The organism is Lysinibacillus sp. NPDC093190, from assembly GCF_050280425.1.
Lineage (GTDB): Bacteria > Bacillota > Bacilli > Bacillales_A > Planococcaceae > Lysinibacillus.
Window position 1 is genome coordinate 199,496 of record NZ_JBNNVG010000001.1, and the last position, 17,270, is coordinate 216,765.

At 38.8% G+C, this 17,270-nt stretch carries 17 protein-coding genes; all 17 read left to right on the forward strand.

All coding sequences use genetic code 11. The features are described from left to right. Positions 1–295 precede the first annotated feature (295 nt). The 17 genes from ACQKOF_RS00925 to trmFO all read left to right on the forward strand — a co-directional run bounded on the left by ACQKOF_RS00925 (position 296) and on the right by trmFO (position 17,046). Positions 296–631 carry a putative DNA-binding protein gene (locus tag ACQKOF_RS00925; RefSeq protein WP_386845316.1) on the forward strand — a complete coding sequence of 112 codons (336 nt, stop codon included), beginning with the start codon at positions 296–298 and terminating at the stop codon, positions 629–631. Positions 632–643: 12 nt separating this feature from the next. Next, the gene (gene ffh, locus ACQKOF_RS00930; protein WP_427552793.1) at positions 644–2,002 is read left to right on the forward strand and encodes a signal recognition particle protein; all 1,359 of its coding nucleotides are present in this window, start codon (positions 644–646) and stop codon (positions 2,000–2,002) included. Between the two features lie 94 nt (positions 2,003–2,096). Beyond that, positions 2,097–2,369: a 30S ribosomal protein S16 gene (gene rpsP / locus ACQKOF_RS00935; protein ID WP_010858419.1), complete on the forward strand. Its 273-nt coding sequence runs from the start codon at positions 2,097–2,099 to the stop codon at positions 2,367–2,369. A gap of 15 nt (positions 2,370–2,384) precedes the next feature. Continuing rightward, entirely contained in the window at positions 2,385–2,618 is a 234-nt protein-coding gene (locus ACQKOF_RS00940; protein WP_004269410.1) for a KH domain-containing protein, read from the forward strand. Between the two features lie 349 nt (positions 2,619–2,967). Beyond that, positions 2,968–3,483, forward strand: a complete 516-nt coding sequence (gene rimM, locus ACQKOF_RS00945; RefSeq protein WP_427552795.1) for a ribosome maturation factor RimM — start codon at positions 2,968–2,970, stop codon at positions 3,481–3,483. After that, positions 3,483–4,220: a tRNA (guanosine(37)-N1)-methyltransferase TrmD gene (trmD, locus tag ACQKOF_RS00950; protein WP_427553145.1), complete on the forward strand. Its 738-nt coding sequence runs from the start codon at positions 3,483–3,485 to the stop codon at positions 4,218–4,220. Before rimM ends, trmD begins: the two co-directional genes overlap by 1 nt. 116 nt (positions 4,221–4,336) lie before the next feature. Continuing rightward, complete coding sequence (gene rplS, locus ACQKOF_RS00955; protein WP_139860434.1) at positions 4,337–4,681, forward strand: 50S ribosomal protein L19; 345 nt, start codon at positions 4,337–4,339, stop codon at positions 4,679–4,681. A gap of 106 nt (positions 4,682–4,787) precedes the next feature. Next, positions 4,788–5,357 carry a signal peptidase I gene (lepB, locus tag ACQKOF_RS00960; protein WP_370042882.1) on the forward strand — a complete coding sequence of 190 codons (570 nt, stop codon included), beginning with the start codon at positions 4,788–4,790 and terminating at the stop codon, positions 5,355–5,357. 56 nt (positions 5,358–5,413) lie between these two features. Further along, positions 5,414–6,286 carry a ribosome biogenesis GTPase YlqF gene (gene ylqF / locus ACQKOF_RS00965; protein WP_427552797.1) on the forward strand — a complete coding sequence of 291 codons (873 nt, stop codon included), beginning with the start codon at positions 5,414–5,416 and terminating at the stop codon, positions 6,284–6,286. Positions 6,287–6,582: 296 nt separating this feature from the next. Next, a complete protein-coding gene (locus ACQKOF_RS00970) occupies positions 6,583–7,341 on the forward strand; it encodes a ribonuclease HII (protein ID WP_427552799.1) in 759 nt (252 codons plus the stop codon). A 550-nt stretch (positions 7,342–7,891) separates the two neighbouring features. Beyond that, positions 7,892–9,784 (forward strand): hypothetical protein, encoded by a 1,893-nt coding sequence (locus ACQKOF_RS00975; protein WP_427552801.1) that lies wholly within the window; start codon positions 7,892–7,894, stop codon positions 9,782–9,784. Continuing rightward, positions 9,781–10,083: an EscU/YscU/HrcU family type III secretion system export apparatus switch protein gene (locus ACQKOF_RS00980; RefSeq protein ID WP_053594193.1), complete on the forward strand. Its 303-nt coding sequence runs from the start codon at positions 9,781–9,783 to the stop codon at positions 10,081–10,083. Before ACQKOF_RS00975 ends, ACQKOF_RS00980 begins: the two co-directional genes overlap by 4 nt. A gap of 162 nt (positions 10,084–10,245) precedes the next feature. Beyond that, a complete protein-coding gene (sucC, locus tag ACQKOF_RS00985) occupies positions 10,246–11,406 on the forward strand; it encodes an ADP-forming succinate--CoA ligase subunit beta (RefSeq protein WP_427552803.1) in 1,161 nt (386 codons plus the stop codon). A 17-nt stretch (positions 11,407–11,423) separates the two neighbouring features. Next, positions 11,424–12,326, forward strand: coding sequence for a succinate--CoA ligase subunit alpha (gene sucD, locus ACQKOF_RS00990; RefSeq protein ID WP_427552805.1), 903 nt, complete (start codon positions 11,424–11,426; stop codon positions 12,324–12,326). A 321-nt stretch (positions 12,327–12,647) separates the two neighbouring features. Further along, positions 12,648–13,544, forward strand: coding sequence for a DNA-processing protein DprA (dprA, locus tag ACQKOF_RS00995; RefSeq protein ID WP_427552808.1), 897 nt, complete (start codon positions 12,648–12,650; stop codon positions 13,542–13,544). A gap of 91 nt (positions 13,545–13,635) precedes the next feature. Next, the gene (gene topA, locus ACQKOF_RS01000; protein ID WP_427552810.1) at positions 13,636–15,714 is read left to right on the forward strand and encodes a type I DNA topoisomerase; all 2,079 of its coding nucleotides are present in this window, start codon (positions 13,636–13,638) and stop codon (positions 15,712–15,714) included. Positions 15,715–15,732: 18 nt separating this feature from the next. Beyond that, positions 15,733–17,046: an FADH(2)-oxidizing methylenetetrahydrofolate--tRNA-(uracil(54)-C(5))-methyltransferase TrmFO gene (gene trmFO / locus ACQKOF_RS01005; RefSeq protein ID WP_427552812.1), complete on the forward strand. Its 1,314-nt coding sequence runs from the start codon at positions 15,733–15,735 to the stop codon at positions 17,044–17,046. The last annotated feature ends 224 nt before the right edge of the window (positions 17,047–17,270 follow it).

Sequence of the window (17,270 nt, forward strand, 5' to 3'; positions counted from 1 at the left end):
AGCGAGCATCGCGAGTGAAGTCGGCTCATCGAACGCCCCCAGGAAAGCGCCCAGTCGGAACGGAAATCAACCACACGCTTTGGTGATGGTCGAGGATTAACATTTAAGTAAGTAAATTTGTAATTGCGCTCGTCTATGCAGGGGAATCGCATTGTTTAAAAGGGAAATACTAGCTATAGGTGAAAAACGCCTAAAAAGCAGTTAATTAAAGCTTTTAGACAAGGAGATTACCTTGACACAGACGGGCGCTTTTCGTTATGATACAAATGACTAATAACGGGAGGAGAAACATTCGATGCTACTTGAAAAAACAACACGCATGAACTTTCTCTTCGACTTTTATCAAGCATTATTAACAGATAAGCAACGAAGTTATATGGAGCTCTATTATTTAGATGATCACTCACTTGGAGAGATCGCTGAATCGTATGGAGTTTCACGCCAAGCTGTTTATGATAATATTCGTCGAACAGAAGCGATGCTTGAAGAATATGAAGAAAAACTATGTTTACTTGAAAAATTTCAACAACGTACACAAATGCTTGCGCAGCTAACAACAGGGATGACAGAACAAAGTATGACAGTTGAAGAGCAGCTAACGCTTATAGAACAGTTGAAAGAATGGGATTAGGAGGCGAAAGCAATGGCTTTTGAAGGATTAGCGGAACGACTCCAAGGAACGATCCAAAAGATTAAAGGTAAAGGTAAAGTATCGGAACAAGACGTTAAAGAAATGATGCGAGAAGTCCGATTTGCTTTAATCGAGGCGGATGTTAACTTAAAAGTAGTCAAAGAATTCGTTAAAAAGGTCAGTGAACGTGCTGTCGGTGTAGATGTTATGCAAAGCTTAACACCAGGTCAGCAAGTTATTAAAATCGTACAAGAAGAATTAACAGAATTAATGGGTGGCGAGCAAAGCCCAATTAAATTTAATACAAAGCCACCAACTGTTATTATGATGGTCGGCTTACAAGGTGCAGGTAAAACGACAACTACAGGTAAATTGGCAAATGTGTTACGTAAAAAATATAATCGTAAGCCATTACTAGTTGCTGCAGACGTTTATCGTCCAGCGGCTGTTCAGCAGTTACAAACATTAGGAAAGCAGTTATCCCTACCTGTTTTTGCGTTAGGAACCGATGTATCTCCAGTAGAAATTGCACGTCAGGCAATTGAATTGGCAAAAGAAGAACATCATGATGTCGTTATTATCGATACAGCTGGTCGCTTACATATCGATGAAGAATTAATGCAAGAATTAAAAGATATTCGTGCGTTAAAAGAACCGGATGAAGTATTTCTAGTTGTAGACGCTATGACAGGTCAGGATGCTGTCAACGTGGCAGAAAGCTTTAATGAAGCAGTCGGTATTACAGGAGTTGTTTTAACAAAGCTTGATGGTGATACACGTGGTGGTGCGGCGCTATCAATTCGTTCCGTTACACAGAAGCCTATTAAGTTTGTCGGTATGGGTGAGAAGATGGATGCGCTGGAACCTTTCCATCCAGAGCGTATGGCTTCTCGTATATTAGGAATGGGTGACGTTTTATCACTTATTGAAAAGGCTCAGGCAAATGTTGACGAAGCAAAGGCTAAAGAACTAGAGGAAAAATTTAAAACCCAGACCTTTACGTTTGATGATTTTATTGAACAATTGCAACAAGTGAAGAAAATGGGTCCTCTTGATGAAATTTTAAAAATGTTACCAGGTGCCGGCAAAATCAAAGGCTTAGACAATGTTAAAGTTGATGATAAGCAAATGGGTCGCGTAGAGGCGATTATTTATTCGATGACACCTGCTGAAAAGACGAATCCAGAAATTATTAACGGTAGCCGTAAAAAGCGCATAGCGAAGGGTTCTGGGACATCAATTCAAGAGGTAAATCGACTATTAAAGCAATTTGATGAAATGAAAAAAATGATGAAGCAAATGACAGGCATGGCAAGTGGCAAAGGCAAGAAAAAGATGAAACTACCAGGCTTCGATTCATTGTTTAAATAATAATTTATAGGTGTTAAGAAAAAACACTTTACAAACAACCTAAACATTGATAATATACTATCTTGTGTGAAACTTATTCGGAGGTGCTATTAAAATGGCAGTTAAAATTCGCTTAAAACGTATGGGAGCTAAAAAATCTCCTTTCTATCGTATCGTAGTTGCAGACGCTCGTTCACCACGTGACGGTCGTCAAATCGAAACAGTTGGTACTTACAACCCACTAACTCAACCAGCTACTGTAAACATCGATGAAGAGAAAGCTCTTAAATGGTTAACTGACGGTGCAAAACCATCAGATACAGTGCGTAACTTGTTCTCAGAACAAGGTATCATGGAAAAATTCCATAACCAAAAATTCAGTAAATAATCGGGGGCGACGTCTTTGAAGCAGCTGATTGAAGCAATCGTTTTACCGTTAGTCGATTATCCAGAAGAAGTTCGTATAGAGACGGATGAAAATGCAAATCGAATTGTTTATAAACTTTTTGTTCATCCAGAGGATCGAGGGAAAGTCATAGGCAAGCAAGGGCGAGTAGCGAAAGCGATTCGTACAATTGTTTATTCAGCGGCGGGTAGTCACCATCAAAAAAAGACCTACGTCGATATATTGGATTGATAGAAAAGATTTTCACGCTCTTTTACATGCAACAAGCACTGGAGAGTCCTGATCGGTATGTTTACATGCGCTTAGGAATTCAAAGTGGCTCTGAGGTAAAGCGTAAAATCTGGACTAAAAGGAAGGAGCTTGCCGGTTCCTTCCTTTTTTCATTATCATAATTATATTGAGAGGTAATTGAACATAATGACATTGAGGAAGACTGGTCAACGTCATAGCTATAACACCGTCCACCAAAAGTTAATCTGCTTCTTTAGGTGAAAGTGAGAGATGGTTACTTTTGATCTGGCTAGCTAGTAGCTTGACGTGGATGAGTTTATTTAGCATTTTTATACGAGGTGAGATTTGAATGGAATGGTTTAATGTAGGTCGTATTGTCAATACGCATGGTATCCGCGGTGAGGTGCGTATATTATCAACAACAGATTTTGAGGAAGAGCGCTTCGCAGTAGGAAATAAGCTTGCAGCGTTTAAAAAAGACGATAAAAAGCCAACATGGGTAACAATTGAATCAATGCGTCGTCATAAGAACTTTATTTTATTAACTTTTGAAGGAATGCATAACATCAATTTTGTGGAGCCTTTCAAAGAAGGCATGCTTAAAATTACGAAGGATCAATTGTCAGATGATTTATTAAAGGAAAATGAATATTTCTTCCATGATATAATTGGCTGTTCAGTTGTTTCTGAAGAAGGCGAAACAATCGGAGCAGTGACTGACATTCTTCAAACAGGTGCAAATGATGTGTGGGTAGTCAAAGGCGCTAAAAAAGAGCATTACATCCCGTATATCGAAGACATCGTTAAGGAAATTAATATTGATGAGAAGAAAATTGTGATATACGTAATGGAAGGCCTGCTATGATGAATATTCATGTGTTAAGTTTATTTCCTGATATGTTTACAGGTGTCTTTGGTGCATCAATATTAAAAAAAGCACAAGAAAAAGATGCTGTAAAGCTAGAAGTAACTGATATCCGTGAATATTCGGGTAACAAGCACAATCAAGTAGACGATTATCCGTATGGTGGTGGTGCGGGAATGGTGTTAAAACCAGAGCCGATGTTTAGCGCTGTCGAGGCCATTACTGAAGGGAGAAATCCCCGTATCATTTTGATGTGCCCACAAGGTGAGCGTTTTACTCAGAAAAAGGCAGAAGAGCTAGCGCAGGAAAAAGAACTAGTGTTTTTATGTGGCCATTACGAAGGCTATGACGAACGCATACGTCAGCACCTTGTCACAGACGAGATTTCAATTGGAGATTTCGTATTAACTGGTGGTGAGCTAGGGGCTATGACGGTTATAGATAGCGTTGTACGACTTCTTCCGGGGGTTTTAGGACAAGCGGATTCCCACATACAAGATTCGTTCTCAACAGGTCTTCTAGAGCACCCACATTATACAAGACCTGCTGAATTTCGCGGAATGAAAGTACCTGATGTTTTACTGTCGGGCAATCACGCAAAGATTGAACAATGGCGTGCGGAAGAATCGCTGAAAAGAACATTCGAGCGTCGTCCGGATTTATTCAAGAATTATCCATTAACAGACAAGCAAAAAATGTATGTAGAAAAACTTAAAAATAACAATAAAGATGCTTGATTGCTATCTATATTTATGATAACATCTATTCTGTACTTCTATGTGAAGTGCTGAATTACGGTGTTCCGCTGTGGCATAGATTGCGTGCAAGAGCATCTGTCTAAGGAGAGAAAACAATGTCAAACATTATTACAGAAATTACAAAAGCTCAGCTTCGCACTGATCTACCAGCTTTCCGTCCTGGTGATACTGTTAAGGTACACGTGAAAGTAGTAGAGGGTACTCGTGAACGTGTCCAAGTATACGAAGGTGTAGTAATTAAACGTCGTGGTGGCGGTATTAGCGAAACTTTCACAGTTCGTAAAATTTCTTATGGTGTAGGTGTTGAACGTACATTCCCTGTACACACACCAAAAATCGCTAACTTAGAAGTTGTACGTCGTGGTAAAGTACGTCGTGCTAAACTTTACTACCTACGTAACCTACGTGGTAAAGCTGCTCGTATTAAAGAAATTCGATAATTATGACTTGAAAGTGAGGGGCTTGTGTAACAAGCTCCTTTTCTTTTTGCTTGTCATCTTAAATAACTATCAACTAAAATGAGGATAGACAAGGGGGCATATCTCGATGGAAAAACAGGTGAAGGAAAAGAATGAACTATGGGAATGGACAAAGGCACTTCTAATTGCATTTGCGATTGCAGCGATTATTCGTTATTTTTTATTTACACCGATTGCAGTAGATGGCCAATCCATGATGCCAACCCTTGAAGATGGCGACCGTATGATTGTGAATAAAATTGGTTATAAAATAGGTGAACCAAAACGCTTTGATATTGTTGTATTTCATGCTCCTGAGAAGAAAAACTATATTAAACGTGTTATTGGGCTACCAGGAGAGACTTTGGAATATAAAAATGACCAATTATACATTAACGGTGAACCGATAGACGAGCCTTATTTAGATAACTATAAATCGAAAATTACAGAAGGTACTTTAACCGAGGATTTTACATTAAAAGACATTGATGTAAACCTAAAAGATAATGTAATTCCAGAAGGCTATGTTTTCGTTATGGGGGATAATCGTCGATACAGTAAGGATAGTCGTATTATTGGAGTCGTCGATCAGAAAGAGATTATTGGTAATACAAGTCTGATTTTCTGGCCGTATAGTGATATTAAAATTGTAAAGTAATTCTTGAAAGGGAGGGCTAAACACTCCCTTTTTCTTTTAGTGTAGGAGGTATAGATATGACGATACAATGGTTTCCAGGGCATATGGCAAAGGCCCGCAGAGAAGTAACAGAAAAATTAAAGCTCGTTGATATTATATTTGAATTAATAGATGCACGTTTACCTCTATCTTCCCGAAATCCGATGATAGACGAAGTGATTAATCAAAAACCGCGTCTTCTTATCTTAAATAAGTCAGATATGGCAGATGAGCAGGAAACACGTAAATGGGTTGAATACTTTGCACAAAGGGGTCATAAGGCAGTAGCCATCAATTCTCTTGAAGGCAAAGGATTACAGCAGGTTACAAAGGCTGCTCAAGAAATATTAAAAGAAAAATTTGAGCGTATGAAGTCACGTGGGATGAAGCCAAGAGCCATTCGTGCAATGATTGTCGGAATTCCGAACGTAGGGAAATCGACGCTAATTAATCGCCTAGCAAAGAAAAATATAGCAAAAACAGGGAATACTCCAGGGGTAACTAAGGCTCAGCAATGGATAAAGGTTGCGAAGGAGCTTGAATTACTCGATACGCCAGGTATTTTATGGCCGAAATTTGAAGATCAAGAAGTAGGCTATAAATTAGCCTTAACAGGTGCCATAAAGGATACTATAACGAATATGGAGGATTTAGCTGTATATGGCCTACGCTTTTTATCCGTTCATTATCCGGCAAGAATGGAAGAACGCTATGGCTTCCAGTTTATACATGAAGATTTAGTTGAAACTTTTGATCATATTGGGAAACTTCGACGTGTTTTTGGTCCTGGAGGAGAAATTGATTATGATCAAGTAGCTCAACTGATCGTTCGAGATATTCGAGGATTACAATTAGGTAAACTAACCTTTGACTTTGTTAATGAACAGCTTGAAAAGGAAGCACAGCAGTAATAAGAAAAAAACTGTCATACTCACTTGAGAAGGTTGTGAGCATGGCAGTTTTTCTTTTAGGAATACTTCTTCTTGCCGATAAATGATATAGAGCGAGAAATTTATTAGATTGTATAGTTGTCTATTGAAAAAAAGGAATACATATTTTACGAGACGGTCCTCTATTCACTAAGACAAAAACTGATCGGCTTCGTCAATAATTTGAGTAGAATGCTCAAAAGCAATTAGCAAAGATATATTAGAACGCAAACATTGGCTACGAACTGTTGATGTAGAACCAAAAGGGAGTAAGTAATATGAAAACAATTAAAGAGATTACAGCAGCATTGAAAGAAGCGGAGGAATGGCAGGATTGGATGACCACTGTAGCAACCGACAAACGAGCGGGAGTGCAAAAAGCTTGGCAAAGTTGGGAAAAGCGTCAGGAGAAAAAACAACAACTAGTAAAAGAACATCAAGCGAAAGTAGATTTTGACCAAAGTTATGGAGGGATAGGGGCACTCATTGCAGGGGTAGACGAAGCGGGGCGTGGACCGTTAGCAGGACCAGTAGTAACAGCTGCTGTTATTTTACCTGCAAACTGTGAGGCTCTAGTCGGATTAAATGATTCAAAGCAATTATCAAAAGATAAACGCAATGACTATGCTGCTTTAATAAAAGAGCATGCATTAAGTTATTTTATCCATTTCCAATCAGCACAACAAATTGATGAATTAAATATTTATGAAGCGACGAAGCAATCGATGAAAACAAGTGTAGAATCGTTATCTATTAACCCTAATTATGTACTAGTTGATGCTATGACGCTGCCAATCTCTATTCCGCAGGATTCAATCATTAAAGGGGACGCGAAAAGCTTGGCTATTGCTGCTGCATCAATATTGGCGAAAACGGCTCGAGATGGTTATATGGATCAATTGGACGAAGAATTCCCTATGTATGGTTTTGCTCAGCACGCAGGGTATGGAACAAAGCAACATTTAAAAGCACTTGAAGAGTTCGGTCCAACTACTCATCATCGCAAGTCATTTGAGCCGATAAAGTCAATGCTTTAACTTGTTTCAGCAATGTTTTATGTAGCGAAAGCAAAGCGACAGCTACAAATATTTTATGTAGCGAAAGCAAAGCGACAGCTACAAATATTTTATGTAGCGAAAGCAAAGCGACAGCTACAAATGTTTATTGTGCAAACATCCGCTGAAATAAGTTAATGCTCCGCGGATGTCATTTTGAAAATATAAAAGCAAATAAAAAATAAAAGGCACATCAGCAAAAGTTAGAAATGACATTTGTTAAAACGTTTATCATGTGGATAAGTTGATTGGAGCGGAGACTGGGCGACTCCTTGGGGATCAGCAATAGAGGAACGAAGGCTAAAAGCATCACGTCCTGTGATAACGCCTTCGTGACCAACTTCGTGTTGGCCGAGACCCTGGAGCGAGCAACGCGAGTGAAGCGGTTCATCGGACGCCCCCAGGAAGCTTTGTTCTGTGCGAAAGCGAAGCGACAGCAACAACAAAGCGCCCAGTCGGAGCGGAAATCAACCCCACGTTAAAAAAATGAAGCCAATTACGCCAAGGAGTAATTGATGAAAGGGGTACGTATATGACAGCCGCATCTTTTAATCCGATTCAAATGCAACAAACTGCTTTAACCTCAGCTAATCAACCACTTACTTTAAAACAAGGACAAGTATTTCAAGGAACAATCAAACAATTATATCCAGATCAAATGGCGGAAATACAAGTTGGTCATCAGAAGTTTATTGCTAAACTCGAAGTTCCACTAAAGGCAGGCGATGCCCATTTCTTTCAAGTAACTGGTACAAGCCCACAAACAGAACTAAAAGTTGTTACGGGTCCCATGGCGCAAACGGCTTCCCAAAGTCAACAAATTAATCAGTTACTTGAATCAATGAATTTGCCAAAAACAACTGAAATGCAGCAGCTTTTAGCTCATTTTATGAAAGCGCAGCTACCGATTTCAAAAGAGCAGCTGATGCAGGCGGAAATGTGGTTAAAGGCATTACCAGAAGGCATTACTAAAATGGATGCCCTGCAAGCCATTCAAAAAATGGTGGAGCTTAAAATGCCGATGACAAATGATGTTTTTCAAGCTCTTATGAGTGGACAAAAAACTAATGGCATGATTTCCGTAATGGAAAACTTTACGCAACTTTTAACGAAGGATATAGCTTTACCAGAAAACCTTAAGCAAAATCTAATGCAACAGGTACAGGCAATTGCAAAGCCTTTTGAAGTAGAAACAGGTAGTTTAGTACTTGCCAAGTCCATACAAATATTAACGAATAATGCGGCTTCTATGAGTGACAAGATTCAAGCCATGAATATTTTAAAGGAGGCAGGGATACTTCCTCAGCAGGCGAACTTGCAAAACTGGTCAAGCCTTAGCGATGTAAAGTCTATCCAGCCAAATCAGCTTCAACAGGCTGGAGAAGTTATTCAAACCATTATAACGACAAAATCTGACAATATAAATCATCTTGTTGACCAGCTTAAATCATGGACAGCAAATCAAAGTTTGTTAACCGATGGACAAAAGCAGTCATTAAATCAACTTATCGATCGATTTAATCAGCTACCAGCAACTAAACAAACTCTAGAGATTTTTGCAAAACAGATGCAAGAACAACTTATAAAAGCGTTTGCAGAAAATTCTACGGAGCGTTTGTTTACAAAAGACGCCAATGCTCTTTCAGTGAAGGACCATTTATTATCCCTGTTAAAGCATGAAGCAACTTCTCCGCTACAAAACGAAGCATTCATGCGAAGTCTTATGAAAAATAGTGTTGAATCCCCGCAATCAATGATTCAGCAGATTGTTACGCAAGCAGATGCTCATGTACAAAATTCTATGGACAGTAAAGCAATGGAACATGCACTTAAAACGGTATTAAAAAATCTAGGAGTTAGCTATGAAGCGACACTTAGTAATAAGTCAGCAGATTTACAGCAGATTGCACATCAGTTAAAACCGCAGCTACATACATTATTGCAGGAAACACACGTTACTCCTCAGCTGAAGGAAGCTGCCGAAATGTTAATGGCACGTATGAACGGCATGCAGCTAGCATCAGGGGAGAATGGCCATCAGCATCAGCTTATTATGCAAGTACCATTGGAATTCTTCGGCAAGAAAATGGATGCAACATTACAGTGGAATGGACGCATGAAGGAAGATGGTAAAATTGATGCCAATTATGCGCGTATATTATTTTATTTACAAATGGAATCTATGAAAGAGACGGTTATTGATATGCAGGTTCAAAATCGTGTAGTTTCTGTGACAGTATTTAATGAAAATAATGATATTATTCCGCTTGCAGAACCACTAAAAGCAGCATTAAAAATAGGACTAGCTGAAAAAGAGTATCAACTTTCAGGTGTTTTTATTAAGCAATTTGAAAAAGTCCAACCTGAAAAAAAACCTGTAGTAGAACAGCAGGAGGAACATAGTGGGGTGGATTTTCGCATATGAGTGAAGAAAAATTTACTCGAAAAGAGGCTATCGCTCTCACGTATAAGTTAGGACGTTTTGATAGTCCAACAGTCGTAGCAAAAGGAAAAGGGAAAATAGCAGAAAATATATTAGCACGCGCGAATGAGCACGATGTCCCGATTTATGAGGATCCTAACCTTGTTCAATTACTTGGACAATTAGATTTAAATGAGTCAATTCCAGAAGAATTGTACGAAGCTGTCGCTGAGGTATTTGCATTTATATATCGATTAGATCAACAACATGCGCAAAAATACAGAAAAAACAAAGAATTCTGATTTTCGTAAAACTCTGTTTTAGTACACGAAACAGAAGAAAATGTCATATTAAAAGATAAAAAATGAATAAAAGACAAAGTGTAGACTTTATCAGAATCTTTAGTTAGAATAGATTATGTTAGTAAAACAATTTTATGCAAATGTTTGATGGGAGGATGTATTATGAATATCCATGAATATCAAGGGAAAGAGATTCTTAGAAAATATGGTGTAGCTGTACCAAACGGAAAAGTTGCTTTTTCCCCTGATGAAGCAGTGAAAGTAGCGAAGGAACTTGGCTCTAACGTGACAGTAGTTAAGGCGCAAATTCATGCAGGTGGACGCGGTAAAGCGGGTGGCGTAAAAATCGCTAAAAACCTTGACGAGGTGCGTACATATGCAAAAGAATTACTAGGTAAAATTTTAGTTACTCATCAAACAGGTCCTGAGGGAAAAGAAATAAAACGCTTATATATTGAAGAGGGTTCTGATATTCAAAAAGAATACTATTTAAGTTTAGTATTAGACCGCGCAACATCCCGTGTAACAATGATGGGGTCTGAAGAGGGCGGCATGGATATTGAGGAAGTAGCGGAATCACATCCAGAAAAAATCTTCAAAGAAGTTGTGGATCCTGTTATTGGGTTAACAGGTTTCCAAGCACGTCGTATGGCGTTTAATATGAATATTCCAGCTAACCTAGTAGGGAAAGCTGTTAAATTAATGCTAGGCTTGTATCAAGCATTTATCGACAAGGATGCTTCTATTGTAGAAATAAATCCACTTGTTGTAACTGGACAAGGTGAAGTTTTGGCATTAGATGCTAAATTTAATTTCGATGCAAATGCGTTGTATCGTCATAAAGATATTGTCGAATTACGTGATTTTGATGAAGAAGATCCAAAGGAAATCGAAGCATCAAAATATGATCTTAGCTATATTTCACTAGATGGTAACATTGGCTGTATGGTTAATGGAGCTGGTCTTGCTATGGCTACAATGGACACAATTAGCTATTATGGCGGAAGCCCCGCTAACTTCCTAGATGTAGGTGGCGGTGCAACGGCTGAAAAAGTAACAGAAGCTTTCAAAATTATCCTTTCTGATCCACATGTAAAAGGCATTTTCGTAAACATTTTTGGCGGAATTATGAAATGTAACATTATTGCTGAGGGTGTTGTAACAGCTGCCAAAGAAATTGGCTTAGCTGTGCCGTTAGTTGTACGTTTAGAAGGTACAAATGTAGAACTAGGAAAAGAGATTTTAAATGCATCTGGTTTAAACATCGTTGCAGCAGATTCAATGGCTGACGGTGCACAAAAAATTGTGGGACTAGTAGGCTAAGGAAGGCAGGGAGAACAATGGCTGTATTTATTGATAAAGATACGAAGGTAATTGTACAAGGGATTACGGGCGAAACAGCACTTTTCCATACGAAGCAAATGCTTGAGTATGGTACTAAAATTGTAGCTGGTGTAACACCAGGTAAAGGTGGTCTTGAAATCGAAGGAGTGCCTGTATTTAACACTGTAGTGGAAGCTGTAGCTGCAACAGGCGCAACAACTTCAGTTATTTATGTACCTGCTCCATTTGCGGCAGATGCTATTTTAGAGGCTGTTGATGCTGAATTAGAATTAACAATCTGTATTACTGAACATATTCCTGTCCTTGATATGGTTAAGGTTAAACGTTATATGGAAGGTAAAAAGACACGTCTAGTAGGTCCAAACTGTCCAGGTGTTATTACGGCAGATGAATGTAAGATTGGTATTATGCCAGGTTATATCCATACGAAAGGGCATGTAGGAGTTGTTTCTCGCTCTGGTACGTTAACATACGAAGCCGTACACCAATTAACACAAGCTGGTATTGGTCAAACTACAGCTGTAGGTATCGGTGGAGACCCTGTCAATGGTACAAACTTTATCGATGTTTTGGAAGCGTTCAACAACGATCCAGAAACATATGCAGTTGTGATGATTGGGGAAATAGGAGGTACTGCTGAAGAAGAAGCGGCTGAGTGGATTAAAGAGAATATGACGAAACCTGTCGTTGGCTTTATCGGTGGACAAACAGCGCCTCCAGGAAAACGTATGGGTCACGCTGGTGCTATTATCTCAGGTGGTAAAGGAACAGCGGCAGAGAAAATTAAGGTAATGAATGCTGCTGGTATTGAAGTAGCAGAAACGCCATCTGTCATTGGTGACACACTTATTAAAGTAATTAAAGAAAAAGGGCTATACGAAAAGTGTAAAACCCATTAAAATGGAAGATGTAGCACATTGTGGCTACATCTTTTTCTTTAACTTCTTTCAGTGGGTGTTTGGACACCCACTGAAAGAAGTTAAAGCCTCCGGCGGATGTCATGGAATCAGAAAGGAGTTCTTTGTGCAAGCACAAAGCAGATTCCAGACGCAATTATGCCGAGGCATAATTGATTTAGACATGGCTTTACTATTAATGGAATTGTGTCAAAAGATAAAATTTCTAACTCCTACTTACTTTTAAAAGGACCTTTCCTAAAAAAAGCTGTGTCATTAAAAATGCGGTCATTTAATTTCTTCTATATAAAAGGAGGTTTTTAAATGATTTTTTCAGTCGATACACAGAGATTACTAGCTTTACATTATATATACCCATTACCACTTCAAAAACTTCAGCAATTATTATCCCCGGTGGATATACTGAGTTATTTTGAAGAAGTGCCCCCCTACGAGATTGCAAAAGCACTGCAAATATCATCACACAAAGCATTAGAAATATCTCGTAGTTTTCGACAAAATATGACATTGTCGTTTGAAAAAGCTTATGAACGGGCCGATATTTCCCCTATACCTTTTCATCATCCTTTTTACCCGGCGCAATTATTTGAAATATCCAGTCCACCTACTGTATTGTATGTGAAAGGTCGGTATTCTCTATTAACGAACGACAAACAAGTAGCTATTATAGGCTCTAGAAAGGCTACAGCTTATACAAAAACTGCGATGGACCTAATTGTTCCGCCTCTTGTTGAAGACGGATATACTGTTGTAAGCGGGCTTGCAAGAGGGGCGGATACAATAGCTCATGAGACAACTATAAAAGTTGGAGGTTCAACAATTGCAGTGCTTGGACACGGGTTTAATTATATATACCCTAAGGAAAACCAGTCTCTTGCTGGGCATATGGCGGAGCATCAGTTACTTGTCACAGAGTATCCTCCGTATATGAAGCCTGAGAAATGGCATTTTCCTATGCGTAACCGAATAATTAGCGGGTTGTCCAAAGCTTTAGTTGTAACCGAAGCAGCATTAAGAAGTGGAACACTTATTACAACAGAATATGCATTAGAACAAGGAAAAGATGTATTTGTTGTACCGGGTCCAATTAATGCGGAGCAATCAAAAGGCACAAATAAACTACTATTAGAAGGAGCTATTCCAGTGTGCAATGGTCACGAAATCGTTGAAACACTTGCGCTCTTTTCTAACAAAAATTGAAAAAAAGTTGCATTATCTTAAAATCTGTTATACATTTTGCAACAGGTAACTTAAAAAATTAGCAATAGACCTCGCTAAGGGGGAGACATAGATGGCGGATTATTTAGTGATTGTAGAATCACCAGCAAAAGCAAAAACAATTGAACGATATTTAGGGAAAAAATATAAAGTAAAGGCGTCTATCGGGCATGTTCGTGATCTACCACGTAGCCAAATGGGTGTTAGTCCTGAAAATAATTATGAACCTAAATATATTACGATTCGTGGTAAAGGGCCTGTTTTACAGGACTTAAAGTCTGCGGCTAAAAAAGTGAAGAAAGTCTTTCTAGCAGCCGATCCAGACCGCGAGGGAGAAGCGATTGCTTGGCACCTTGCGACTGCGTTAAATATTGATATTCATTCAGATTGTCGTGTCGTTTTTAATGAAATTACAAAAGATGCGATTTTAGAATCTTTTAAAAATCCACGTCCAATTAATATGGATTTAGTAGATGCACAGCAAACACGTCGTATATTGGACAGACTTGTTGGTTATAACATTAGTCCGATTCTTTGGAAAAAGGTTAAAAAGGGATTATCAGCAGGACGGGTACAATCTGTAGCACTACGCATGATTATTGATCGTGAAAATGAAATTAAAAACTTCCAACCGGAAGAATATTGGACAATTGAAGGTTCATTTGAAAAAGGTAAGAAAACGTTCGATGCACTTTATTATGGTGATGGCAAAGAAAAAATTAAATTAACAAATGAAGAACAAGTAAAATCTATTTTAAAAAATGTTAAAGGTACAAGTTTTGAAGTAGTCAATGTATCCAAAAAAGAACGTAAACGAAATGCAGCACCTGCTTTTACAACATCTTCTTTACAGCAAGAGGCCGCACGTAAGTTAAATTTCCGTGCTAAGAAAACGATGATGCTTGCGCAACAATTATATGAAGGTATTGATATTGGTAAAAAAGAGGGAACAGTCGGTTTAATCACGTATATGCGTACCGATTCTACACGTATTTCGGATACAGCAAAAACAGAGGTAATTGCCTATATTGAATCCAAATACGGCAAAGAATTCATCTCCACAGAGACGAAGCAGGCTAAAAAAGCATCGAACGCACAAGACGCCCATGAGGCCATTCGTCCAACTAGTACGATGCGAACTCCAGATGAATTAAAAGCAGTGCTTAGTCGCGACCAATTGCGTTTATATCGTTTAATTTGGGAGCGCTTTATCGCTAGTCAGATGGCGCCGGCCGTACTTGATACAGTTGCTGTTGATCTACAAAATGGTGATGTTTTATTCCGTGCAAACGGCTCACAAGTTAAATTTGCGGGCTTTATGAAGCTATATATTGAGGGTACAGATGATCAAACAGAAGAAACAACCAAGCTTCTACCTGAAATGGAAGTTGGCGATCAAGTAAAATCTCTTGAAATTGAGCCAAAGCAACATTTTACACAGCCACCACCACGTTATTCAGAGGCGCGTCTTGTGAAAACAATGGAAGAGTTAGGTATAGGGCGCCCGTCCACATATGCACCGACCCTCGATACAATTCAGCGCCGTGGCTATGTCGTATTAGATGCAAAGCGATTTATGCCGACAGAGCTAGGAGAAATCGTGCACCAACTCGTACTTGAGTTTTTCCCTGATATCATAAATATCGAATTCACAGCACAAATGGAGCAAGATTTGGATGATATTGAAGAAGGCGATCGTCAGTGGAAAGAAGTTGTACATGAGTTTTATAAGGATTTTGAGGTCCATGTAAAATATGCAGATGAGGCTATGGAAAAGGTCGTTATAAAAGATGAACCGGCTGGCGAGGATTGTGAGCTTTGTGGATCTCCAATGGTCTTTAAGCTTGGACGATATGGGAAATTTATGGCTTGTTCAAACTTCCCAGATTGCCGTAATACAAAAGCTATTATGAAACCTATTGGCGTAAAATGTCCTTCCTGTGAAACAGGCGAAATTGTAGAACGAAAGAGTAAAACAAAGCGTTTATTCTATGGTTGCAATCAGTATCCTGAGTGTGAATTTGTTTCTTGGGATAAGCCAATTAGTCGACCATGTCCGAAATGTAGTGCATTATTAGTAGAGAAAAAAATTAAAAAAGGTGTGCAAATTCAGTGTACGAAATGTGACTATGAAGAGACACCTACTCAATGATAGAAAGATGGTAAGAACATGACTGAACAAGTAGTAAATGTAATAGGCGCAGGTCTTGCAGGCAGTGAGGCTGCTTGGCAAATTGCTCAACGTGGTGTGAAAGTTAGACTTTATGAAATGCGCCCAGTAAAGCAAACACCAGCTCACCATACTGATAAATTTGCAGAGCTTGTTTGTTCGAACTCACTACGTGCAAATGGATTAACAAATGCCGTAGGCGTGATTAAAGAAGAAATGCGTATTTTAGATTCTGTTATTATGAAGGCAGCAGATGCATGTTCAGTACCAGCAGGCGGTGCATTAGCAGTGGATCGTCATGAGTTTGCGGGCTATGTGACAGACTCAGTGAAAAATCATCCTCTTGTGGAAGTAATTCATGAAGAAGTCACTGAAGTTCCAGAAGGTATTACGGTTATTGCCACAGGTCCACTAACATCGAAAGCTTTAGCTGAAAAAATTCAAGGCTTAACAGGTTTAGATTATCTATATTTCTATGATGCAGCAGCACCAATTATTGAAAAAGATAGCATCGATATGGAAAAGGTTTATTTAAAATCTCGTTACGATAAAGGGGAAGCAGCTTATTTAAACTGTCCTATGACAAAGGAAGAATTTGATCGTTTCCGTCAAGCGTTAATCGAAGCAGAGGTTGTGCCATTAAAAGAATTTGAAAAGGAAATTTACTTTGAAGGTTGTATGCCAATCGAAGTAATGGCTGCTCGCGGGGAGAAAACAATGTTATTTGGACCGATGAAGCCAGTAGGTCTAGAGGATCCAAAAACAGGAAAACGACCTTATGCTGTTGTCCAATTACGACAAGATGATGCAGCAGGAACTCTTTACAATATCGTTGGCTTCCAAACACATTTAAAATGGGGACCACAGAAAGAAGTATTGCAATTAATTCCGGGATTAGAGAATGTTGAAATCGTTCGTTATGGAGTAATGCATAGAAACACGTTCATTAATTCGCCGAAGGTTCTAGAGAAAACTTATCAGCTTCGCGAGCAAAAAAATATTTTCTTTGCTGGTCAAATGACAGGTGTCGAAGGATATGTTGAATCAGCTGGTAGCGGATTAATTGCTGGTATTAATGCGGCTCGATTAGCATTAGGACAAGAACAACTTATCTTCCCATTCGAAACGGCTTTAGGAAGTATGGCGCGTTATATAACAGAAGCACAATCGAAAAACTTCCAGCCAATGAACGTTAACTTCGGAATTTTCCCTGAACTACCACCAGGACGTCGTTCGAAACCAGAGCGTGCAGAGATGCATGCTACACGCGCAATAAGTACAATTCGTAATTTTGTGAATTCACAAACAATTTGATTGCAAAAAGCCTCTAAAAGTTGATATACTCTTAGAGGCTTTTTCTTTTTTGTAGGCAAAATGCTAATTTACACGTATTTTATTATTTTGTATGGAGATTTTCTCAAAATATAAACATTTACACTTGCTATATGATGAAGATAGGTATAGTGTCAGTATGTATGTTTATCTACATTAACGATACCCAAAGTGACACACTAAAGAGGATAAACGAAATTGCACAT

Bases quoted from the DNA above. Each gene is read 5' to 3' on its own strand.
- sucC (WP_427552803.1), top strand. From the start codon at position 10,246: ATGAATATCCATGAATATCAAGGGAAAGAGATTCTTAGAAAATATGGT.
- ACQKOF_RS00970 (WP_427552799.1), top strand. From the start codon at position 6,583: ATGAAAACAATTAAAGAGATTACAGCAGCATTGAAAGAAGCGGAGGAA.
- trmFO (WP_427552812.1), top strand. From the start codon at position 15,733: ATGACTGAACAAGTAGTAAATGTAATAGGCGCAGGTCTTGCAGGCAGT.
- ffh (WP_427552793.1), top strand. From the start codon at position 644: ATGGCTTTTGAAGGATTAGCGGAACGACTCCAAGGAACGATCCAAAAG.
- rplS (WP_139860434.1), top strand. From the start codon at position 4,337: ATGTCAAACATTATTACAGAAATTACAAAAGCTCAGCTTCGCACTGAT.
- rimM (WP_427552795.1), top strand. From the start codon at position 2,968: ATGGAATGGTTTAATGTAGGTCGTATTGTCAATACGCATGGTATCCGC.
- ylqF (WP_427552797.1), top strand. From the start codon at position 5,414: ATGACGATACAATGGTTTCCAGGGCATATGGCAAAGGCCCGCAGAGAA.
- sucD (WP_427552805.1), top strand. From the start codon at position 11,424: ATGGCTGTATTTATTGATAAAGATACGAAGGTAATTGTACAAGGGATT.
- topA (WP_427552810.1), top strand. From the start codon at position 13,636: ATGGCGGATTATTTAGTGATTGTAGAATCACCAGCAAAAGCAAAAACA.
- rpsP (WP_010858419.1), top strand. From the start codon at position 2,097: ATGGCAGTTAAAATTCGCTTAAAACGTATGGGAGCTAAAAAATCTCCT.
- dprA (WP_427552808.1), top strand. From the start codon at position 12,648: ATGATTTTTTCAGTCGATACACAGAGATTACTAGCTTTACATTATATA.
- trmD (WP_427553145.1), top strand. From the start codon at position 3,483: ATGAATATTCATGTGTTAAGTTTATTTCCTGATATGTTTACAGGTGTC.
- ACQKOF_RS00925 (WP_386845316.1), top strand. From the start codon at position 296: ATGCTACTTGAAAAAACAACACGCATGAACTTTCTCTTCGACTTTTAT.
- ACQKOF_RS00975 (WP_427552801.1), top strand. From the start codon at position 7,892: ATGACAGCCGCATCTTTTAATCCGATTCAAATGCAACAAACTGCTTTA.
- ACQKOF_RS00980 (WP_053594193.1), top strand. From the start codon at position 9,781: ATGAGTGAAGAAAAATTTACTCGAAAAGAGGCTATCGCTCTCACGTAT.
- lepB (WP_370042882.1), top strand. From the start codon at position 4,788: ATGGAAAAACAGGTGAAGGAAAAGAATGAACTATGGGAATGGACAAAG.